We start from the raw sequence: 19,989 nt of genomic DNA on the forward strand, positions 1-19,989 counted from the left end.
CCGGATCGCCTAGGGTTCGTGCGGTGAGCGACCCGTCGACCTGGACCTACGTGCTGCTGGCGCTGGCCGGGCTGTTCGCCGGGTTCGTGGACGCGGTCGTGGGCGGCGGGGGACTGGTGCAGCTGCCCGCGTTGGTGATCGCGTTCCCCGGCGCCGCGCCGGTGCAGATCCTGGCGACCAACAAGCTGGCCGGCACCTGCGGTACGTCGATCAGCTCGCTCACCTACTACCGGCGGGTGCGCCCCGACCCGCGCACGTTCGTGCCGCTGATGGCGGTGGCCTTCGTCGGCTCGGCGCTGGGGGCGGTGGCCGCCTCGCACATCCCGAAGTCGGCGTTCGACCCGATCATCCTGGTCGCGCTCGTGGTGGTCGGCGCCTACGTCCTGTTCAAGCCCGACCTCGGGGGTGTGACCGACCTGCGGTTCAGCGGGCACCGGCACACGCTGGCCGCGGTGGCCGCCGGCTTCACGATCGGGTTCTACGACGGCGCGCTCGGCCCCGGGACCGGGTCGTTCTTCGTGTTCACGCTCGTCGGGCTGCTCGGGTACAGCTTCCTGGAGGCCTCCGCGAAGGCGCGGATCGCCAACTGGGCCACCAACGTCGCCGCGCTGCTGGTGTTCGCGGTGCAGGGGGCGGTGATGTGGCGGGTGGGCCTGGTGGTCGGCCTGTGCAACCTGCTGGGCAGCTACGTCGGGGCCCGCACGGCGGTGTCGCGGGGCAGCCGCTTCGTCCGGGTGTTCTTCGTCGTCGTGGTCTCCGCGTTCATCGTGAAGATCGGCTCGGACGTCGCCCGGGAGTGGCTGTGAGGACGTCGTACGCCACCGTCGCCCGCACCGCCAGCGCGGAGACCGAGGTGAAGCGCTCGCGGTTCCTGTGCCACGTCGAGCGGGTCGCCGACGAGGACGCCGCGCGGGCCGTCGTGGACCGCCTGCGCAAGGAGCACTGGGACGCCCGGCACCACTGCTCGGCGTTCGTGCTCGGCCCGGACGGGGAGGTGCAGCGCTCCAGCGACGACGGCGAGCCCTCGGGCACCGCGGGGGGCGCCGATGCTCGAGGTGCTCCGCGGCCGGGACGTGAGCGACGTGGTCGCGGTCGTCACCCGCTGGTTCGGCGGCACGCTGCTCGGCGCGGGTGGCCTGGTGCGGGCGTACGGCGACGCGGTCCGGGCCGGCCTCGACGCGGCCGGGGTGCGCCGGCGGGTGCTGTCGGAGAGGTACGACGTCCCGGTCGGCCACGCGGAGGCCGGGCGGCTCGAGAGCGACCTTCGGGGACGGGGCGTCGGCGTCCTGGGCGTCGACTACGCCGAGCACGCGACCCTGCACCTCGCGGTGCCGGCCGGCCAGGACCTCGACGCGCTGCTGGCCGAGCTGACCGGCGGTGCGGTGCACGCCGAGCCGACCGGGCAGGAGTGGGTCGACCAGTAGCCTGGCGCCATGACGATCGGGTGGCTGACCGCCTTCCTCGACGGCCCGCAGGACACCGCACCGGCCGCCGAACGGTTCTGGAGCGAGGTCACCGGCACCCGGCTCTCGCCGCGGCGCGGGGACCGGGACGAGTTCGCCACCCTGCTGCCCCCCCGACGGCGACCCGGTCCTCAAGGTCCAGCGCGTGGTCGACCCGGTCCCCGGTGGCCTGCACCTCGACCTGCACACCGAGGACGTCCCCGGCCTCGCCGCGCGGGTCGACGCCCTCGGCGGCAGCACCAGCCCGCACGCGCTCGGCTACGTCGTCTGCGGCTCGCCGGGCGGCCTGACCTTCTGCCTGGTCGGCCACCCCGGCGGGCGTCGTCCGCCGCCTCAGGCCTGGCCGGGCGGGCGCAGCCTCGTCGACCAGGTCTGCCTGGACGTCCCGCCCACCCGGTACGACGCCGAGTGCGCGTTCTGGTCCGATCTGACCGGCTGGCCGCTCACCGCGACCGGGGGCCGCGAGTTCCGGCGGCTCGGGCGTCCCGCGGGGATCCCGCTGGCGGTGCTCATCCAGCGGCTCGACGACGAGCAGCCCGGGGTCACCGCGCACCTCGACCTCGCCTGCGACGACCGCGACGCCGAGGCGGCCCGCCACCAGGCCCTCGGCGCCGTGCTGGTCCGGCGCTGCGACGGGTGGACGGTGCTGCGCGACCCGGCCGGGCGCACCTACTGCGCCACCCGCCGGGCCCCGGGGGAGGTGTGATGGAGATCCGGGAGGCGACCGACGACGACTGGCCGCAGCTCTGGCCGGTGTTCCGGGCCACCGTGCGGGCCGGCGAGACCTACGCCTTCGACCCCGACATGCCCGAGGACGTCGCCCGCGCGATCTGGATGGAGCGGCCCCCGGGCCGCACCGTGGTGGCGGTCGCGGACGGCGAGCTGCTCGGCACCGCGAAGATGGGCCCGAACCGCGGCGGTCGCGGGGCGCACGTCGGCACGGCCAGCTTCATGGTGGCGCCGGCCGCCCGGGGCCGCGGCGTGGGACGGGCGCTGGCGACGTACGTCGTGGACTGGCACCGGCGCGAGGGCTACCGCGCGATCCAGTTCAACGCGGTCGTCGAGACCAACACCGCCGCGGTCGCGCTGTGGAGGTCGCTCGGCTTCACCGTCGTCGGCACCGTGCCCGAGGCTTTCGAGCACCCGGAGCACGGGTACGTCGGCCTGCACGTCATGCACCTGCCACTCGTCTGAGCGACCGGATCGGAGCGGCGCGCCCACCGCCGTGACCGAACCGGCCCGCGGGCGCTACCATGGAAGCAACCCACCCTGGGCGACGCCGCTCGACAACGACGTCCTCTGTCCGGTGGTGGGTGAATCGACCGGCGACTGATGGTCGAGGTTCCACAGCTGGTCGGGCCCGTCGGGTCCGTCCCGTCGATCGCTCGCAGATCCGTGGGACCGCGTCGCGTCGCGGGGTGGCCGACCTGGGCCACTTCGTCCGACGTCGCACCGCTCCCGGTGACGGGCCGGCAGCCGGCGTCGACGTCCCGCCACGGTGAGCGTGGCCGGACACTCCGGAGGAGGAGTCAGTGGCTCGACGAGGCCAGCGCCAGTCCGGCGCCCGCCGCACCGCCCCGCGCACCCAGCGCCGGGTGCGTGACCTGGACAACGACGGCATCATCCCGGTGCTCGCGCGCGCCGTGCGCGAGGTCGAGACCGCCGTCGAGCGGGGTCGCGTGATGCCCTCGGTGCGCACCAAGTTCCAGATCGTCGCGCTGCTCGTCCGCGAGGAGCGCAACCGGGTCAAGGCCGACACCGAGAGCAGCGAGGCGCACCGCGGCGAGCAGCTCAAGCGTCTCGACGGGGTCGCCACGATCCTCGCGAAGACCGCCGCCCGCGACACCTCGCTGCTGCAGCTGCTCGCCGAGGACGCGGAGATCTCCGAGGCCGGCCGCACCCTCAAGCGCGAGATGCTGCAGGCCGCCGGCGTCGAGGCGCCGGTCGAGATCGCGCCCCGCGAGCTGGCCGCCCCGACCGCCGCCGAGCGTCGCGTCGTGCCCCAGTCCGTGGTCGCGCGACAGCTGGCCAACCCGTTCCTGGCACCCGACTTCTCCAACACGCCGGCCCGCCCGGCCGCGCCCCGCCGCCTGGCCACCTGGGAGCTGCTCGGCCCGCTGTTCCGGGCGTTCGAGAACGCCGCCGGCGGCGTCTCCTCCTGCATGCCGCTGCCCGATCCCATCCCGGTCAAGGTGCCGGGCAGCCTCGAGCTGATGCCGCACCAGTCCCGGCTGGTCGCCGCCGCGAAGGCCGGGCACCGCACGTTCCTGCTCGCCGACGAGCCCGGCCTCGGCAAGACCGCGCAGGCGCTGCTGGCCGCGGAGGCCGCGAACGCCTACCCGCTGCTGGTCGTCGTCCCGAACGTGGTCAAGACCAACTGGGCCCGCGAGGCCGGCCTGTGGACCCCGCGCCGCCCGGCGACCGTGATCCACGGCGACGGTGACTCGATCGACGGGTTCGCCGACATCGTCGTGGTCAACTACGAGGTCCTCGACCGGCACGTCGGCTGGCTCGGCGACCTCGGCTTCCGGGGCATGGTCGTCGACGAGGCGCACTTCATCAAGAACAAGACCTCGCAGCGCTCGCAGCACGTGCTGCAGCTCTCCGAGCGGATCCGGACCCGGGTCGCGCGCCCGCTGCTGATGGCGCTGACCGGCACCCCGCTGATCAACGACATCGAGGACTTCCGCGCCATCTGGCAGTTCCTCGGCTGGATCGACGACAAGAAGCCGCGCGCCGAGCTGATGGAGGCGCTGGAGGAGACCGGCCTGACGCCGCTCGACCCGAGCTTCTACCCCGCCGCCCGCAAGAGCGTGATCGACCTCGGCATCGTCCGTCGCCGCAAGGTGGACGTGGCCGCCGACATCCCGGCCCGCCGGATCGCGGACCTGCCCGTCGAGCTCGAGGGCGAGGTCGGCCGCTCGATCCGGGAGGCCGAGCGTGAGCTGGCCCGCCGGCTGGTGTCGCGCTACCGGACCGCCCTGGAGACCCGGACCTCCGGCACCGTGGTCGAGGGCATCGACCACGAGCTGGTGCGCCGGGTCGCCACCTGGGAGCGGGAGGACACCACCACGACCGCGACCGGCGAGAACGTGTTCGGCATGATGCGACGCATCGGCCAGGCCAAGTCCGGCCTCGCCGCCGACTACGCCGCGCAGCTCGCCCGCAGCGTCGGCAAGGTGGTCTTCTTCGCCAAGCACGTCGACGTGATGGACGTGGCCGAGGAGACCTTCGCCAAGCGCGGCATCGGGTACGCCTCGATCCGCGGCGACCAGACCACCCGGACCCGGCAGAAGAACATCGACGCGTTCGTGAACGACCCCGACGTCCATGTCGCGGTGTGCTCGCTGACCGCGGCGGGCGTCGGCCTGAACCTCCAGGTCGCCTCCAACGTCGTGCTGGCCGAGCTGTCCTGGACCGACGCCGAGCAGACGCAGGCGATCGACCGGGTGCACCGGATCGGCCAGGCCGAGCCGGTCACCGCCTGGCGGATCATCGCCTCGCAGACCATCGACACCAAGATCGCCGAGCTGATCGACAGCAAGGCCGGGCTCGCGGCCCGGGCCCTCGACGGCTCCGACGAGGAGATCTCCTCCTCCGCGGACGTCCAGCTCGAGGCCCTCGTGGCGCTGCTCACCGAGGCGCTCTCCACCCCGGAGTGACTTCCGGGTCAGCGGGTGCTGACCCGGAACGCGGAGTACGTCGTGCTCGACGTCGGCGGCGTCGTGAACCGGGCGTTCGGCAGGTACAGCGACCGGCCCGTGCGGGCGATCGTGGTGGGCACGTCGAAGTGCCGCGACCTGATCGTGTCCACCAGCCGGCCGCGGGTGCCCGCACCGTTGAGGTGCACGACGGCGACCCGGTCGAGCTGGTTCTGGACGGCGTACAGGGTCCGGCGGTGCAGCAGCAGCCCGTCGCCGTCGGTGAGCAGGGCGCCGCCGAGGTGCACCCGCCGCGCGACCCCGGTCGCCGGGTCGACCCGGAACAGGAAGCCGGTCGAGGTCTGCACGACGAGCAGCGCCCGGCCGTCCGGGGTGCGGGCGATGCCGTTCGCGTTCAGGTCGGCGGTCTGTTTCCACGCGCCGCCCAGCGAGATGCCCGTGACCTGCTTCGGGCGGGCCAGCCTCCGGCCGAGCGGGACGCGGTACAGCTCGGGGTTGGTGGAGTCGGTGAAGTACGCCGCCCGCGGGGTCAGCACCACGTCGTTGACGAACGTCGGGCGCGCGTCGGTGAACTGGTAGGTGCGCAGCACCTTGCCGGTGCGGGTGTCGACGACCCGGCCGTCGCCCCCGGTGCCGCCGGCCACGAACAGCCGGCCGTGGCCGTCGACCTTCATGCCGAGCGACGGGCTGCCGACCGCCTTGCTGAGCACCCGGCCCGTGCCGGTGCGCAGGTCGGCGGTGTAGATCGCGCCGGTGGCCCGCGACCCGAAGTAGGCGCGGTGGCCGCTGATCGCGATGCCCTCGGGCTGGAAGCCGTCCGGGAGCGGGAGGCGGTCGCGCGGCGGCCGGGCCTGCGCCACCGGCGCGGTGAGCAGGGTGGCCAGCAGGGCGGTGAGGAGCACGAGTGCGGAGCGGCGGAGCGCGGTCGGCGTCATGGCGGGATCCCTTCGTCGCCCCCAACCTAAGCGGGCCGGCGCGGCCCCCGCCAGGGTCAGCCGCGCAGCAGCGCCAGGGCCGCCCGCACCACGTCCCCGTCGATCTTGAGCACCTCGCGGTCGTAGGTGAGCAGCCCGTTGAGCTCGTCCTCCACGTCGGACAGCTGGGTGTAGACGGTGGCCGCCAGACCCCCCGGTACGTCGACCGCGAGCCGTTCGTGCAGCCGGGTGAACGACGCGGCCAGGCCCGGGCCGCTGTCCTCGTGGCCGTAGCCGAAGTCCACCTCGTCGTCGTGCACGTGACCGGTGACGGGCAGGCTGTGGCCGCCGTACTCGCTCAGCGCGACGGCCCGGTGGTCGCGCCGCCGGGGCAGCCGGAACGGCTTCGCGTAGACGTGCAGACTGCGCAGGTCCCCGGCGCCCTGGTCGTGCCAGCCGCTGGCGTGGTCGACCAGGCGGGTGGGGTCCAGGTCCCGGACCCGGTCGGCGACGGCGGCCGCGTCGAACTGCCCCCAGCCCTCGTTGAACGGGACCCAGCAGGCGATGGACGCGACGTTGCGCAGGTGCTCGACCGTCCGGCGCAGCTCCTCGTGGAACAGCGCCCGGCCGGTCTCGTCGGCGCGGCCGGTCAGCGCGCGCCACCGGGTGTCGGGCAGCCGGATCGGGAACCTCCCCGGCCAGGTCACCGCGGCGGTGCGGTAGCGGCCGCCGCCGTTCACCACGTCCTGCCAGACCAGCATCCCGAGCCGGTCGCAGTGGGCGTACCACCGCAGCGGCTCGACCTTGACGTGCTTGCGGAGCATCGTGAACCCGAGCCGCTTCATCGTCGCGATGTCGTGCACCATCGCCTCGTCGGACGGGGCGGTGAGCAGCCCGTCGGGCCAGTACCCCTGGTCGAGCACGCCCACGTGCGGGTAGGGCACCCCGTTGAGCAGCAGCCGGGGCACCCCGTTGGCGTCCGGGCCGACCGCGAAGGACCGCATCGCGACGTACGACGTAACGCGGTCCTGGCCGAGCTCGACGGTGACGTCGTGCAGGAACGGGTCCTCGGGCGTCCAGGGGTGCGGGTCGTCGAGCTGGACCCACGCCGTCCCGCCGGCGGGCACCCGGTGCTCCTGCCCGCCGACGAGCACCCGGGCCACGCCGCCGGACGCGTGCACGGTGACCTCGACGGACCCGTCCGCGAGGTGCGGCACGAGGGTCAGCGCCTCGACGTGCAGGGCCGGCACGGCCTCGAGCCAGACGGTCTGCCAGATGCCGGACTGCGCGGTGTACCAGATGCCGCCGCGGTGCAGCCGCTGCTTGCCCGACGCGTGCTGGGCGCCGTCGCTCCGGTCCCGTACGTCGACCACCAGCTCGTTGTCACCCGGCCGCAGCGCGGCGGTCACGTCGCACGCGAACGGCAGGTAGCCGCCCTCGTTGGCGCCGACCTCGACGCCGTTGAGCCGCACCGTGCAGGTCTGGTCGACGGCCCCGAAGTGCAGCAGCACCCGGCCGTCCACGGCGCGGAACCCGTCCGGCAGCCGCAGCGTGCGCCGGTAGGTCAGCCGCTCGTCGGGCTGCAGCTGCCGGCCCACCCGGGACAGCGGCGCCTCGGGGCTGAACGGGACGACGATGCGCCCGTCGTACCGCGTGGGGAGCGGGGCGCCGGCGGGCGTGATGGCGTAGTCCCACCAGCCGTTGAGGTTGAGGTAGCTGTCCCGGACCAGCTGCGGGCGCGGGTACTCCGGCAGCACGGCGAGGGGGTCGAGGCGACGGCCCCACCGGGTGATCAGGTCGCGGCGCACCCAGGGAGTATCCCTGAGTTGTCAGGCGGTGAGGCGGCCGGAGCCGATCCAGCGCCTGACAACTCGGTGGGTCAGGCGGTCTTCGGGAAGGGGACGCCCGTGGCCGAGTGGCACCGGTAGCCGTGCGGGTTCTTCGCGAGGTACTGCTGGTGCACGTCCTCGGCGTAGTAGTACGTCGGCGACGGCTTGATCTCGGTGGTGATCGCGCCGTACCCGCGCTCGAGCAGCAACGGCTCGTACGCCGCCCGCAGCCGCTTCGCGGTCTCCGCCTGCTCGTCGCTCAGCGTGTAGACCGCCGAGCGGTACTGGGTGCCGATGTCGTTGCCCTGGCGCATGCCCTGGGTCGGGTCGTGGAACTCGAAGAACGCCTTGACCAGGTCCGCGTAGTCGACCTTCGACGGGTCGAACACGACCCGGACGGCCTCGGTGTGACCGGTCTGGCCGGAGCACACCTCCTCGTAGGAGGGGTGCGGGGTGCTGCCGCCGGCGTACCCGACGGACGTCGACCAGACGCCCGGCGTCCGCCAGAAGATCTCCTCGGCGCCCCAGAAGCAGCCCAGCCCGAAGACCGCGACCTCGAAGCCCTCGGGGATGTTGTCCTCGTTCGTCACGACGGGGGTGCCCAGCACGACGTGGTGCTCGGCGAGCGTGAACCACTGCTCGGTGCGGCCCTTGAGGGCCTGGTCCGGCGTGGGCATCTCGAGCTTGCGGCGGTTGAACAGCACTGTCACTCCTCGGGGTCGGTCAGGTGGTTCGCCGTGTACAACGCGCCGGACTGCTCGATCCTTCCCGGCGATAGGCTCCCCGGCATGACCGAGCAGACCCCCGAGCACGCCCAGAAGTCCGGTTTCGAGACGCGGGCGATCCACGCCGGCTACGAGCCCGACGAGATGACCGGTGCGGTGATCCCGCCCATCTATGCGACCAGCACCTACAAGCAGGACGGCGTCGGCGGGATGCGCGGCGGCTACGAGTACTCCCGCAGCGGCAACCCGACCCGCACCGCCCTGGAGGGCAACATCGCGGCCCTCGAGGAGGGGGAGCGCGGGTTCGCGTTCGCCAGCGGGCTGGCCGCCGAGCACACCCTGCTCCAGTCGCTGTGCCGTCCCGGCGACCACGTGGTGATCCCCGACGACGCGTACGGCGGCACCTACCGGCTGTTCGCGAAGGTCGAGCAGCCCTGGGGCCTGGCGCACACCGCCGCACCGGTGTCCGACGTGGACGCCATGCGGGCGGCGATCCGGCCCGGCGAGACGAAGGTGGTCTGGGTCGAGACCCCCACCAACCCGCTGCTGAACATCGGCGACATCGAGGCGCTCGCCGCCGTCGCGCACGACGCCGGCGCGCTGCTCGTGGTGGACAACACCTTCGCGTCGCCGTACCTCCAGCAGCCGCTCACCCTCGGCGCCGACGTCGTCGTGCACTCGACCACGAAGTACTGCGGCGGGCACTCCGACGTCGTCGGCGGCGCCCTCGTGGTCCGCGACCTCGACGTCGCCGAGAAGGTCGCCTTCCACCAGAACTCCATCGGCGCGGTGGCCGGCCCGTTCGACGCCTGGCTGACCCTGCGCGGCCTCAAGACCCTCGCGGTCCGGATGGACCGGCACTGCGACAACGCGGAGAAGGTCGTGGAGTTCCTCGCCGGCGACCCGCGCGTGGCGCAGGTCGTCTACCCCGGCCTGCCCGAGCACCCCGGGCACGCGGTCGCGAGCCGCCAGATGAAGCGGTACGGCGGCATCGTGTCGTTCCGGGTCGCGGGCGGGGAGCAGCAGGCCCTGGACACGTGCGGCCGGGCGAAGGTGTTCACCCTCGCCGAGTCGCTGGGCGGCATCGAGTCGCTGATCGAGCACCCGGGCCGGATGACGCACGCCTCGGTGGCCGGCACCGCGCTCGAGGTGCCCTCCGACCTGATCCGGCTCTCGGTGGGCATCGAGACCGTCGAGGACCTGCTGGCCGACCTCGACCAGGCCCTCGGCGCCGGACCCGTTGGCTGAGGTGCCCGAGCCGCACCCCGACCGGCGGGTCGTCGCCTGCGTGGACTTCGGATCCACGTTCACCAAGGCGGCCCTGGTCGACGTCGGCACCGGCGAGCTGCTGGCGTCGGCCGACCACCGGACCACGATCGACACCGACGTCCTCGACGGCTGGGACGCCTGCCTGGCCCAGCTGGTGGCGGTCGACCCGCGGGCCGCGGGGGCCGAGGTGCTGGCCTGCTCCTCGGCCGGGGGCGGGCTGCGGATCGCGGTCGTCGGCAACGAGGCCCTGGTCACCGCCGAGGCCGGCCGCCGGGTCGCGCTGTCCAGCGGCGGCCGGGTGGTGCACGTGGCCAGCGGGCGGCTGACCCGCGCGGGCCTGCACGAGCTGCGGGCGGCCCGCCCGGACGTGGTGCTGCTCGTCGGCGGCACGGACGGCGGCAACGCCGAGGTGCTGCTGGCCTGCGCCACGACGCTGGCGAGGGCCCGCTGGCGGAAGCCGGTCGTCGTCGCCGGCAACGTGGACGCCCAGCCCGAGGTCGCCGCGCTGCTCGAGGCCTCCGGGACCCCGCACGTGCTCGCCGACAACGTGGTCCCGCAGATCGGCGTGCTCGCCCCGGAGCCGGCGCGCGCGGCGATCCGGGAGATGTTCCTGCGGCACGTGATCGGCGGCAAGCACCTGTCCAGGCGCGCCGACCCCTCGACGGGCACCGGCGCGTTCCTCCGGATGGTCCGCGGCGCCACGCCCGACGTCGTGCTGACCGCGGTCGAGCTGCTGGCCGGCGGCCTCGACGGCGAGCGGCCGGGAGCCGGGGACGTGGTCGTGGTCGACGTGGGCGGGGCCACCACCGACGTGCACTCGGTGATCGAGCTCGATCCCGAGGACGCCGGCCTGGCCCGCGAGGTGGTCGCCACCGTCCCGGTCAGCCGGACCGTCGAGGGCGACCTCGGGATGCGCTGGAGCGCCGTGCACACCGTCGAGGAGGGTCTCGCGGCCGGGCTGGTCGAGGACGCCGACCGGATGCGTGCCGCCGCCGGCGTACGACGGGCCGACCCCGCGTTCCTGCCCGGCTCCGAGGCGGAGCGTCACGACGACGAGGCGATCGCCACCGCCGCGGTAGGGGTGGCGCTGCGCCGGCACGCGGGACGGTCCCAGGTGGCGTACTCGTCGGCCGGGCGCGTCGTGGAGCGCAGCGGCAAGGACCTGCGCGAGGTCGACCTGCTCGTCGGGTCCGGCGGGGTGCTGCGCAACAACCCCGACGAGGTCGCCGAGCGCGTCCTCGGGTCGGTCACCGGGGAGGACGTGCCGGGCGGCTGGCAGCTGCCGCGCGCGCCGCGCACGCTGGTCGACCACGACTACGTGCTGGCCGCGGCCGGCCTGCTCGCCCCGACCCACCCGGAGGCCGCGCACGCCCTTCTGGCGCGGCTGCGAGGGGCCACCGCATAGCCTGACCCCATGGGAGTAGGGAGCAGGGTGACGTCGGGCATGTCCCGTCTCAAGCTCACCCAGCAGCGCAAGTCCGACGAGCGGTTCGCCGAGCGGTTCGCCCAGCAGTGGGCCTCCATGCGTGCCGAGCGGAAGCCCGAGGAACCGGTCGGCATCCGGGCGGGAGTGACGAACTACAGCCGTGCCCAGGTGCCCTACGGCATGGACCTGGCCGCGGCCTGGTCCTGGCGCTTCCTGGTGCTGGTCGCCGCGGGGTACATCGTGGCCCGCGGCATCTCGATGTTCTCGGTGGTGGTGTTCCCGCTGGTGATCGCGCTGCTGCTGACCGCGCTCGTCGTACCGGTGGTGGAGGCGCTGGTCCGGCTGCACATCCCGCGCGGGGTGGCGGCGCTGCTCGCGGTGATCGGCAGCATCGCGCTGATCGCGCTGCTGCTGACGTTCGCGGGCCAGCAGATCGCGCAGGGGGCCAGCGACCTGTCCAAGCAGGTGGTCACCGGCCTCGAGCAGATCCGGGTCTGGCTCAAGACCGGCCCGCTGCAGGCCAGCGACAGCCAGATCAACGCCTACCTGAAGTCCGCCCAGGACGCCGTCACGTCCTCGAACACCAAGATCGTCAGCCGGCTCACCGAGGTGGGCACGGCGGTCAGCCACATCGTGGCGGGCTTCTTCATCATCTTGTTCGCGACCTACTTCTTCCTCGCCGACGGCAACCGGATCTGGTCGTGGGTGGTCCGGATCTTCCCGCGCGCGTCCCGCTCCCGCGCGGACTCCTCGGGCCGGATCGCCTGGACCTCGCTGACCGCGTTCGTCCGGGCGACCGTGCTGGTCGCGTTCACCGACGCGGTCGGCGTGATGATCGTGGCGGCGATCCTGGGGGTGCCGTTCGTCTTCGCGATCGGCGTGCTGGTGTTCATCGGCGCCTTCATCCCGATGATCGGCGCGCTGCTGTCCGGCTCGGTGGCGGTGCTGGTCGCGCTGGTCGCCCAGGGCCCGGTCGTCGCGCTGATCATGCTCGGCGGCGTGGTCGCCGTGCAGCAGCTCGAGGCGCACGTCCTGCAGCCGTTCCTGATGGGCCGGCTGGTCTCGGTGCACCCGCTCGGCGTGATCGTGGCGATCGCGATGGGGGTGCTGGTCGCGGGCATCGCCGGCGCGCTGGTCGCCGTCCCCCTGGTCGCCGCCCTGAACGCGGTGGTGCTGCACCTCGCGGACACCGCCCGCACCGAGCGCGAGGTCGAGCAGGAACCGCTCGGCGACGCCACCTGACCCGTCCCGTGACGACGAGAGCCCGGACCCCACCAGGGGTCCGGGCTCTCGTGCGAGGCGGGATCAGTGCGCGGCGACGACCTCGGCCTCGGCGTCCTCGGCCCCGGCCGGCGGCGTGGCGTCGCGAGTCGCGAGCGGCTTCTCCTTGAGGAAGAACGCCACCGCGAGCGCCACCGCCACCAGGGGTACGGCGGACAGGAACACGTCGTGCAGCGAGGCCGCGAAGGCCCCGGTGACCAGGCTGTGCACCGGCTCGGGCAGCGCCTTGATCGCCTGCACGTTGTTGGCGACGTCGCCGACCTTGCCGGTCGCCGACCCGGCCGGGACGTCCTTGAGGGCGTCGGCGATGTGCACCGCGAGCCGCGAGGACAGGACCGCGCCGAACAGCGCGGTGCCGAACGAGCCGCCCATCTGCCGGAAGAACGTGACCGAGCTGGTGGCCACCCCGATGTCGGAGCGCTCGACGGAGTTCTGCACGACCGTGATCAGCACCTGCATGGTGAACCCGAGGCCGGCGCCGAGGACGTACATCGACAGGCCCGCGAACCAGTAGGGCGAGCTGTCGGTGAGCTGCGAGAGCATCACCAGCGCGACGATCACGATGCTGGAGCCCAGGATCGGGAAGATCTTGTAGCGCCCGTTGCGGCTCATCATCTGGCCCGCCGCGATCGAGGTGCTGAAGAGCCCCACGACCATCGGCAGCATCGCCAGGCCGGACTTGGTCGGGCTCATCCCGTCGACGACCTGGAGGTAGACCGGCAGGAAGATCATCGAGCCGAACATCGCGATGCCGATCAGGAAGCCGAACAGGTTGGAGATCGCGAAGATCGAGTTGCCGAACAGCCGCATCGGCAGGATCGGCTCCGTGGCGCGCAGCTCGACGAGCACGAACGCGACGGCGAGGACCGCACCGGCGACCAGCAGGCCGATGCCGAGGCCGGAGCCCCAGCCGTGGTCCGGACCGGCCCAGGCGGTGTAGAGCAGGAACGAGGACACCGAGCCGACGACGAGCGCCGCGCCGAGGTAGTCGATGGAGTGGTTGCGACGTACGTGCGGCATCTTCAGCGCGGCGGAGGTGATCACCAGCGCGACCAGGCCGATCGGCACGTTCATGTAGAAGATCCACTGCCAGCCGGGGCCGTCGGCGAAGAACCCGCCGAGGACCGGGCCGAGCACCGAGGAGGTGCCGAAGACCGCGGCGAAGTAGCCCTGGTAGCGACCGCGCTCGCGCGGCGGGATGATGTCGCCGATCACGGCGAGCGCCAGGGACATCAGGCCACCGCCACCGAGGCCCTGGACCGCGCGGAACGCGATCAGCTGCTCGATGTTCTGGGAGAACCCGGCGAGCAGCGAGCCCGCGATGAACGTGACGATCGCGATCTGGAAGAGCAGCCGGCGGCCGTAGAGGTCGGAGATCTTGCCCCACAGCGGGGTGGAGGCGGTCGCGGTCAGCATGTAGGCGGTGACGACCCAGGACAGCTTGTCCAGGCCGCCGAGCTCGGAGGTGATCCGGGGCAGCGCGGTGCCGACGATGCTCTGGTCCAGGGCGGCCAGGAACATGCCGGTCATCAGGCCGCCCATGACCACGAGGATCTGCTTGTGGCTCAGGTAGCCGTTGGAGTCGGGGGTCATGCGGAGGTCTCCTGCGGGTGCGTGGGGAGGTCGGTGGGGGAGTCGGGGTGGGTCAGCAGGCTCTCCACGAGCCGCTGGAGCAGGGCGCGCAGCGTCTCGCGCTCGTCGGCGGTGAAGCCCTCGAGGGCGGTGGCTACGACGTGCCGGCGGGTCTCGAAGCCCTGGGCCAGGCAGCTGCTGCCGTGCTCGGAGACAGCGACCCGGCTGGCGCGGCCGTCGTCGGGGTCCTCGGTGCGCTCCAGCAGGCCCTTGTCCTCGAGCTGGCGGGCGTGCCGGCTCACCGTGGAGGCGTCCAGGCCGAGCACCTGGGCCAGCGCGGACAGCCGCATCGGGCCCTGGTGGGTGAGCAGCTTGAGGATCGGGAACGCCGAGTAGTCGATGGCGTCGCCCGGCTGGCGCTGCCGCATCCGCCGGCCGAGCGCCATCATCAGGCTCAGCAGCGCGTCCTCGGCCGTCTCCGGCGCGGGGATCGGCTCGGTGAGCACGAACGGAGAAGATTGCATGCCACAAGCATACGGGTCGTTGCGTGAGCCATGCATGTTTTTGCGATGTGGGTCCGGTCACCCGTCGCGGGACCGCGACCGGCAGGTCCTAGGGTGGGCGCCATGACCGATGTCGCAGCCGGCCCGGGCGCCGTACGGATCCCCACCCTCGCCGACATCGAAGTGGCCCGCGACGCGCTCCGCGGCGTCTCCATCTACACCCCCATGGAGGAGTCCCGCTGGCTGTCCGGGACCGCCGGGGGGCCGGTGCTGATCAAGGCCGAGAACCTCCAGCGCACCGGCTCGTTCAAGATCCGCGGCGCCTACCTGCGGATGAGCCGGCTGTCGCCGGCGGAGAAGCGGGCCGGCGTGGTGGCCGCCAGCGCCGGCAACCACGCACAGGGCGTCGCGCTGGCCGCGCAGATGCTCGGCATCCACGCCACCGTCTACATGCCCGAGGGAGCGCCGATCCCCAAGGAGAAGGCCACCCGGGGGTACGGCGCCGAGGTCCGGTTCCACGGGCACAGCGTCGACGAGGCGCTGGTCGCGGCCAAGCAGTTCGCGCACGAGACCGGTGCCGTGCTGATCCACCCGTTCGACCACTTCGACATCGTCGCCGGCCAGGGCACCTGCGGCCTGGAGATCCTCGAGCAGTGCCCCGAGGTGAAGACCGTGATCGCCTCCGCGGGCGGCGGCGGCTTCCTGGCCGGCATCGCGACCGCGGTCAAGGGCCTGCGTCCCGACGTCCGGGTCGTCGGCGTGCAGGCCGAGGGCGCCGCGGCGTACCCCGCCTCGCTGGAGCAGGGCGTCCCGGTGCCGCTCGGGAAGATGTCCACGATGGCCGACGGCATCGCGGTCGGCTGCCCCGGCGAGGTGCCGTTCGCCGCGATCCAGCAGTACGTCGACCAGATCGTCACGGTCAGCGAGGAGTCCCTGTCCCGGGCGCTGCTGATGCTGCTCGAGCGGGCCAAGCTCGTCGTGGAGCCCGCGGGCGCGGCGGCGGTCGCGGCGATGCTCGACGACCCGACGGCCTTCGAGACGCCCGCCGTGGTCGTGCTCTCCGGCGGCAACGTCGACCCGCTGCTGCTGATGCGGGTGATCCGGCACGGCATGGCGGCCGCCGGGCGGTACCTCGTCTTCCGGGCCCGGATCCCCGACGTGCCCGGCGGGCTGGCGCAGCTGCTCAACGAGATCGCCGGCGTCTCCGCCAACGTGCTCGACGTGGTGCACGAGCGGACGTCGGCGAGCCTGCACCTCGACGAGGTGGAGGTGCAGCTCCAGGTCGAGACCCGCGGGGTCGAGCACGCCGACCGGGTGCTCGCGCACCTGCGCGCCTGCGGCTACGCGATCGCCCAGTAGGGCCCGCCGGAGGCGCCGGGTGGACGCACGAACGGCCCGGGGCGAGGTCGCCACGGGCCGTTCGTCGGGTCTGGGTCAGCCGGCGTAGGGCACGGCGTCGACGATCTCGACCTCGAGCTTCTTGCCGTTCGGCGCCTCGTAGGTGACGGTGTCACCCTTCTTCTTGCCGATGATCGCCGAGCCGAGCGGGCTCTGCGGGGAGTACACCTTCACGCCTTCGGTGGTGTCCTCCATCTCGCGGGCACCGAGGAGGAAGGTCTCCACCTCGTCGTCGCCGGCGAACTTGTAGGTCACGGTCATGCCGGGCTCCACGACGCCGTTGTCGGCCGGGGTCTCACCGACCTCCGCGCGCCGCAGCATGTCCTCGAGCTGGCGGATGCGGGCCTCGGTCTTGCCCTGCTCCTCGCGCGCCGCGTGGTAGCCGCCGTTCTCCTTGAGGTCACCCTCGTCGCGGGCCGCGCTGATGCGGGCGACGACCTCGCTGCGGACGGGTCCGCGCAGGTTGTCGAGCTCCGCCTGGAGCTTGTCGAAGGCCTCCTGCGTCAACCAGATGATCTTCTGCTCGCTGCTGGCCTGGGTCACGGTGAAGCTCCTGTGCTTGGTCGGGGGCCGGTGGGCGCGCACGCTCCACCGGTCGTTTTCAGGCAAGTGACTGAGTCTAACAAGCACGGGGCTGCCCACCCCAATTACCGCCGGACCGGTTCAGCGGGCCTGCCGCTGGCCGGCGGAGGTGCAGCCGACCAGGTCGACGCTGGTCGCGCGGCGCTCGGTGCGCACCGTGGAGGAGAGCGTGACCACCTTCGCCGGCCCGGGCGGCACCGGCACGGTCAGCTCGCCGACCGTGGAGTGGTCCTCCGCCGACGCGCGGAGCAGGCAGGACGCCGCCACCCCCGGGTCCCGGCGTACGACGGTGTAGCGGGCCACCGCGGCGTGCTGGCCGTCGATGTCGAACCCCACGATCTGCGAGGTGACCTGGGGCCGGGCGTGGAACATCACCACCCACGCGAGCCAGGCCAGGGCCACCACGGCGAGCGCGACGACACCCGCGACCAGGAGCGGGCGGCGCGCCCGGGAGGGCGTGCCGTACCGCTCGGACAGATCGGACGCAGAGGCACTCACGCCACCATCCTAGAATCGACCCCATGCTCCGACTCATGCACGTCCACGCCCACCCCGACGACGAGTCGAGCAAGGGCGCGGCCAGCACCGCCAAGTACGTCGCCGAAGGGGTCGACGTGCACGTCGTCACCTGCACCGGCGGCGAGCGCGGCTCGATCCTGAACCCCGCGATGGACCGCCCCGACGTGCTCGAGAACATCTCCGCGATCCGGCGCGACGAGATGGAGGCGGCCCGGGCGATCCTCGGCGTCCGGCAGGACTGGCTGGGCTTCGTGGACTCCGGGTGGCCCGAGGGCGACCCGAAGCCGCCGCTGCCCGAGGGCTGCTTCGCGCTGGTCCCGGTCGAGGAGGCCGCCGAGCCGCTCGTCCGGCTGATCCGCAGCTTCCGTCCGCACGTGATGACGACGTACGACGAGAACGGCGGCTACCCGCACCCCGACCACGTGATGTGCCACACCGTCAGCCTCGCGGCCTTCGAGGCGGCCGGCGACCCGGACCGCTACCCCGACGCGGGCGAGCCGTGGCAGCCGCTCAAGCTCTACTACCACCACTCCTTCCACCGGGAGCGCACCGTCGCGCTGCACGAAGCGATGCTCGCGGCCGGCCTGGAGTCGCCCTACGCCGAGCGCCTGGAGGAGTGGAAGCCCGACCCGGTGCACGCCGCCCGGATCACCACCAAGGTGCCGTGCGCGGAGTACTTCCCGGTCCGGGACCGTGCGCTGCTCGCGCACGCCACCCAGATCGACCCGGACGGCGCCTGGTTCGCCTGCCCGATGGACATCCACCAGAAGGCCTGGCCGACCGAGGACTACGAGCTCGCCCGCAGCCTGGTGGACAGCGAGCTGCCCGAGGACGATCTCTTCGCGGGCGTCCGGGGCCTGGCTGAGAGGATGGAGGCATGAACACCCTCCTCGCAGCACTCGTGCTGGTGCACGCGGCCGTCGACAAGGCCCCGGACCCCGAGGACGTCAAGCCCGGCTGGCTCGGCTTCGGCGTCTTCCTCGCCCTGGCCTTCGCCGTCTTCCTGCTCTGGATGAGCATGCGCAAGCAGCTGAAGAAGGTCGACTTCGAGGTCCCGGGCGACGAGCCCGCGGAGCGGCCCGGCGGCGCGCCCGGCACCGGCACCCCGCACACGACCTAAGCGTTCGCTGAGGTCGCCGTTGACCTGACCCGCCCGGTCGGCCGATGCTCGGGTGATGGACGCCCCGGTGGCACATCCGCGCGACGTGACGGCCTGGCACGGCGCGTCCGCGGTCTGCATGGCGCTGATGCTGGTCGCCGCCGTCCCCGGCTGGTTCGCCGGCGCCGGCACGGCCCTCTTCGCGGCCGGCCTGGGCTGGTGCGGCGTGCAGCTGGCCCGGCGTACCTCCCCGGCGACGTACCTCCGGCTGGGGGTCTGCTGCCTGGCGATGGTGCTGATGCTGCGGCCCCGGGACGCCGGCGCGGCCACGCACGCGGGCCACGCAGGCCACGAGATGGCGATGCCCGCGGCCGGGCCGTCCGCCGGCGCGGTGCTGGTCGCGCTGGCGCTGCTGGCCGTCGTGGTCCTGGCCGTGCGCGAGGCGGCGGTCGCCTCCGGCCGGGGTACGTCGCGGCTCGGCCCGGCCTGCGAGGGCGTGCTCGCGGGGTCGATGGCCGTGATGCTGGTCGGCCTGGTCTGAACCACCCGCCGGCGATCCGCCCGAATCAACAAGACGCTGAGGTCGCTGTTCACGGCGCCGCCGCCCGGATCGAAGGTGACGTGACGACGGTCACGTCGCTCACGTCGCTCACTCAGGGCCACACGACCGGGAGCCCCGGGCCGCCAGCGGAACCGCTCAGCCAGTGCGCACCACGCGGACCAGGGCGTCGTACGCCGTCCGCGCACCCTCGCCGGTGTGCTGGTGCGCCGGGTCGGTGTCCGGGACCACCCGGCGCACCCGCTCGGCCCGCTCGACCTCGAAGCGCTCGCCGTCCAGGTCCCCGAGGACCTCCTCGGCGGTGTAGAGCACCGAGGCGTCGGTCGGGCCGCCGGTGCCCTCGGTGAGGTTCGTGGTGTCGTGGGCGACCAGGAAGAAGGTGCCGCCCACCCGCAGCGCCCCGAACGCCCGTCGTACGGCGGTGCGGCGCTCGTCCTCGGCCAGCTGGAGGTAGGCGAGCACCACGAGGTCGTAGGGCACCGGCCCGCTCTCGAAGTCCAGCACGTCGCCGTGCACCCAGTCGACGTGCAAGTCCCGCCCGCGCTCGTGCCGCTCCTGCAGCGCCCGGCCCTTGTCGAGCCCGGCCAGCGAGAAGTCGACGGCGGTCACCTCCCAGCCCTGCTCGGCCAGCCACAGGGCGTTGCGGCCCTCACCGGCGGCCAGGTCGGCCGCCCGGCCCGGGCTCAGGCCGGCCAGCTCGGAGGCCACGAACTGGTTGGGCGTCGCCGACCAGACCAGCTCGGAGGCGGCGTACCGCTCGTCCCACGCGCGTGCGTCCATGCGGCCGAGGCTAGTGCCTCAGGCCTCGGGGCTGCCGTTCTGCTGGGCGGCGACCGCCGCGTGCACCTCGGCCATGTCCAGGCCCTTGACGGCGCCGATCAGCTCGTCGAGGGCGGTCGGCGGCAGCGCGCCGGGCTGGGAGAACACCAGCACGCCCTCGCGGAAGGCCATCAGCGTCGGGATGGAGGTGATGTTCGCGGCGCTGGCCAGCGCCTGCTCGGCCTCGGTGTCGACCTTGGCGAACACCACGTCGGGGTTCGCCTCGGACGCCTTCTCGAAGGTGGGGGCGAACTGGCGGCACGGGCCGCACCACTCCGCCCAGAAGTCCACGAGGACGATGTCGTTGTCCGCAACGGTCTTCTCGAACGCTTCGGCGGTGAGCTGGGTGGTTGCCACGGTGTGATCCCT

The 19,989-nt window shown here is 73.1% G+C and carries 21 protein-coding genes and 1 pseudogene; 13 read left to right on the forward strand and 9 right to left on the reverse strand.

The genetic code is table 11. The features are described from left to right. The first annotated feature begins 23 nt into the window (after positions 1-23). The 6 genes and pseudogenes from KRR39_RS00515 to KRR39_RS00535 all read left to right on the forward strand — a co-directional run bounded on the left by KRR39_RS00515 (position 24) and on the right by KRR39_RS00535 (position 5,125). Positions 24-806 carry a sulfite exporter TauE/SafE family protein gene (locus KRR39_RS00515; RefSeq protein WP_254185408.1) on the forward strand — a complete coding sequence of 261 codons (783 nt, stop codon included), beginning with the start codon at positions 24-26 and terminating at the stop codon, positions 804-806. Between the two features lie 47 nt (positions 807-853). Continuing rightward, positions 854-976: pseudogene (locus tag KRR39_RS25765) on the forward strand (YigZ family protein); the annotation flags it as partial. A 70-nt stretch (positions 977-1,046) separates the two neighbouring features. Further along, the gene (locus tag KRR39_RS25770) at positions 1,047-1,424 is read left to right on the forward strand and encodes a YigZ family protein (protein ID WP_367303700.1); all 378 of its coding nucleotides are present in this window, start codon (positions 1,047-1,049) and stop codon (positions 1,422-1,424) included. Positions 1,425-1,608: 184 nt separating this feature from the next. Continuing rightward, complete coding sequence (locus tag KRR39_RS00525; RefSeq protein WP_216939892.1) at positions 1,609-2,169, forward strand: VOC family protein; 561 nt, start codon at positions 1,609-1,611, stop codon at positions 2,167-2,169. Next, positions 2,169-2,657 (forward strand): GNAT family N-acetyltransferase, encoded by a 489-nt coding sequence (locus KRR39_RS00530; protein WP_216939893.1) that lies wholly within the window; start codon positions 2,169-2,171, stop codon positions 2,655-2,657. The genes KRR39_RS00525 and KRR39_RS00530 overlap by 1 nt, the downstream gene beginning before the upstream one ends. Before the next feature lie 338 nt (positions 2,658-2,995). Continuing rightward, positions 2,996-5,125, forward strand: a complete 2,130-nt coding sequence (locus tag KRR39_RS00535; RefSeq protein ID WP_216939894.1) for a DEAD/DEAH box helicase — start codon at positions 2,996-2,998, stop codon at positions 5,123-5,125. 8 nt (positions 5,126-5,133) lie between these two features. Here the strand turns inward: KRR39_RS00535 and KRR39_RS00540 are convergent, their stop codons facing one another. From KRR39_RS00540 to msrA, 3 genes are all read right to left on the reverse strand, one after another. Then, positions 5,134-6,060, reverse strand: coding sequence for an SMP-30/gluconolactonase/LRE family protein (locus tag KRR39_RS00540; protein ID WP_216939895.1), 927 nt, complete (start codon positions 6,058-6,060; stop codon positions 5,134-5,136). 56 nt (positions 6,061-6,116) lie between these two features. Then, complete coding sequence (locus tag KRR39_RS00545) at positions 6,117-7,847, reverse strand: glycoside hydrolase family 2 protein (RefSeq protein WP_216939896.1); 1,731 nt, start codon at positions 7,845-7,847, stop codon at positions 6,117-6,119. 71 nt (positions 7,848-7,918) lie between these two features. Next, positions 7,919-8,572 carry a peptide-methionine (S)-S-oxide reductase MsrA gene (msrA, locus tag KRR39_RS00550; RefSeq protein WP_254185409.1) on the reverse strand — a complete coding sequence of 218 codons (654 nt, stop codon included), beginning with the start codon at positions 8,570-8,572 and terminating at the stop codon, positions 7,919-7,921. 84 nt (positions 8,573-8,656) lie between these two features. Between msrA and KRR39_RS00555 the strand changes: the two genes are divergently transcribed. From KRR39_RS00555 to KRR39_RS00565, 3 genes are read left to right on the forward strand one after another with little or no spacing between them, the layout of a single operon-like run. Continuing rightward, on the forward strand, positions 8,657-9,841 hold the full coding sequence (locus KRR39_RS00555; protein WP_216939897.1) for a cystathionine gamma-synthase: 1,185 nt from the start codon (positions 8,657-8,659) through the stop codon (positions 9,839-9,841). Position 9,842: 1 nt separating this feature from the next. Then, positions 9,843-11,267: a glutamate mutase L gene (locus KRR39_RS00560; RefSeq protein WP_254185410.1), complete on the forward strand. Its 1,425-nt coding sequence runs from the start codon at positions 9,843-9,845 to the stop codon at positions 11,265-11,267. Positions 11,268-11,306: 39 nt separating this feature from the next. Beyond that, positions 11,307-12,530, forward strand: a complete 1,224-nt coding sequence (locus KRR39_RS00565; protein WP_216939898.1) for an AI-2E family transporter — start codon at positions 11,307-11,309, stop codon at positions 12,528-12,530. A gap of 63 nt (positions 12,531-12,593) precedes the next feature. Here the strand turns inward: KRR39_RS00565 and KRR39_RS00570 are convergent, their stop codons facing one another. After that, the gene (locus KRR39_RS00570) at positions 12,594-14,162 is read right to left on the reverse strand and encodes an MDR family MFS transporter (protein WP_216939899.1); all 1,569 of its coding nucleotides are present in this window, start codon (positions 14,160-14,162) and stop codon (positions 12,594-12,596) included. After that, positions 14,159-14,665, reverse strand: coding sequence for a MarR family winged helix-turn-helix transcriptional regulator (locus KRR39_RS00575; RefSeq protein WP_216939900.1), 507 nt, complete (start codon positions 14,663-14,665; stop codon positions 14,159-14,161). The genes KRR39_RS00570 and KRR39_RS00575 overlap by 4 nt, the downstream gene beginning before the upstream one ends. A 102-nt stretch (positions 14,666-14,767) precedes the next feature. Between KRR39_RS00575 and ilvA the strand changes: the two genes are divergently transcribed. Beyond that, complete coding sequence (ilvA, locus tag KRR39_RS00580; protein ID WP_216939901.1) at positions 14,768-16,003, forward strand: threonine ammonia-lyase; 1,236 nt, start codon at positions 14,768-14,770, stop codon at positions 16,001-16,003. A gap of 75 nt (positions 16,004-16,078) precedes the next feature. Here the strand turns inward: ilvA and greA are convergent, their stop codons facing one another. After that, positions 16,079-16,585 (reverse strand): transcription elongation factor GreA, encoded by a 507-nt coding sequence (gene greA / locus KRR39_RS00585; RefSeq protein ID WP_216942255.1) that lies wholly within the window; start codon positions 16,583-16,585, stop codon positions 16,079-16,081. A gap of 120 nt (positions 16,586-16,705) precedes the next feature. Then, positions 16,706-17,122, reverse strand: coding sequence for a DUF4307 domain-containing protein (locus tag KRR39_RS00590; RefSeq protein WP_216939902.1), 417 nt, complete (start codon positions 17,120-17,122; stop codon positions 16,706-16,708). Positions 17,123-17,145: 23 nt separating this feature from the next. Between KRR39_RS00590 and mca the strand changes: the two genes are divergently transcribed. Genes mca through KRR39_RS00605 form a run of 3 tightly spaced genes read left to right on the forward strand, consistent with a single transcriptional unit; the run spans position 17,146 to position 18,783 of the window. Beyond that, positions 17,146-18,024 carry a mycothiol conjugate amidase Mca gene (mca, locus tag KRR39_RS00595; protein WP_216939903.1) on the forward strand — a complete coding sequence of 293 codons (879 nt, stop codon included), beginning with the start codon at positions 17,146-17,148 and terminating at the stop codon, positions 18,022-18,024. Then, entirely contained in the window at positions 18,021-18,263 is a 243-nt protein-coding gene (locus tag KRR39_RS00600; protein WP_216939904.1) for a hypothetical protein, read from the forward strand. Before mca ends, KRR39_RS00600 begins: the two co-directional genes overlap by 4 nt. Positions 18,264-18,318: 55 nt before the next feature. Next, positions 18,319-18,783 (forward strand): DUF5134 domain-containing protein, encoded by a 465-nt coding sequence (locus KRR39_RS00605; protein ID WP_216939905.1) that lies wholly within the window; start codon positions 18,319-18,321, stop codon positions 18,781-18,783. Between the two features lie 156 nt (positions 18,784-18,939). On the opposite strand, the gene KRR39_RS00610 is transcribed toward KRR39_RS00605, so the two are convergent. Beyond that, positions 18,940-19,581: a class I SAM-dependent methyltransferase gene (locus tag KRR39_RS00610; protein WP_216939906.1), complete on the reverse strand. Its 642-nt coding sequence runs from the start codon at positions 19,579-19,581 to the stop codon at positions 18,940-18,942. Positions 19,582-19,599: 18 nt separating this feature from the next. Further along, the gene (trxA, locus tag KRR39_RS00615; RefSeq protein ID WP_216939907.1) at positions 19,600-19,977 is read right to left on the reverse strand and encodes a thioredoxin; all 378 of its coding nucleotides are present in this window, start codon (positions 19,975-19,977) and stop codon (positions 19,600-19,602) included. Positions 19,978-19,989: the final 12 nt, after the last annotated feature.

Origin of the sequence: Nocardioides panacis (assembly GCF_019039255.1) — a bacterium.
Lineage (GTDB): Bacteria > Actinomycetota > Actinomycetes > Propionibacteriales > Nocardioidaceae > Nocardioides_B > Nocardioides_B panacis.

Coding starts and splice junctions, on each gene's coding strand:
- KRR39_RS25770 (WP_367303700.1), top strand. CDS start 1,047: ATGCTCGAGGTGCTCCGCGGCCGGGACGTGAGCGACGTGGTCGCGGTC.
- KRR39_RS00530 (WP_216939893.1), top strand. CDS start 2,169: ATGGAGATCCGGGAGGCGACCGACGACGACTGGCCGCAGCTCTGGCCG.
- KRR39_RS00540 (WP_216939895.1), bottom strand. CDS start 6,060: ATGACGCCGACCGCGCTCCGCCGCTCCGCACTCGTGCTCCTCACCGCC.
- KRR39_RS00555 (WP_216939897.1), top strand. CDS start 8,657: ATGACCGAGCAGACCCCCGAGCACGCCCAGAAGTCCGGTTTCGAGACG.
- KRR39_RS00565 (WP_216939898.1), top strand. CDS start 11,307: ATGTCCCGTCTCAAGCTCACCCAGCAGCGCAAGTCCGACGAGCGGTTC.
- KRR39_RS00570 (WP_216939899.1), bottom strand. CDS start 14,162: ATGACCCCCGACTCCAACGGCTACCTGAGCCACAAGCAGATCCTCGTG.
- KRR39_RS00575 (WP_216939900.1), bottom strand. CDS start 14,665: ATGCAATCTTCTCCGTTCGTGCTCACCGAGCCGATCCCCGCGCCGGAG.
- ilvA (WP_216939901.1), top strand. CDS start 14,768: ATGACCGATGTCGCAGCCGGCCCGGGCGCCGTACGGATCCCCACCCTC.
- mca (WP_216939903.1), top strand. CDS start 17,146: ATGCTCCGACTCATGCACGTCCACGCCCACCCCGACGACGAGTCGAGC.
- KRR39_RS00600 (WP_216939904.1), top strand. CDS start 18,021: ATGAACACCCTCCTCGCAGCACTCGTGCTGGTGCACGCGGCCGTCGAC.
- KRR39_RS00605 (WP_216939905.1), top strand. CDS start 18,319: ATGGACGCCCCGGTGGCACATCCGCGCGACGTGACGGCCTGGCACGGC.
- KRR39_RS00610 (WP_216939906.1), bottom strand. CDS start 19,581: ATGGACGCACGCGCGTGGGACGAGCGGTACGCCGCCTCCGAGCTGGTC.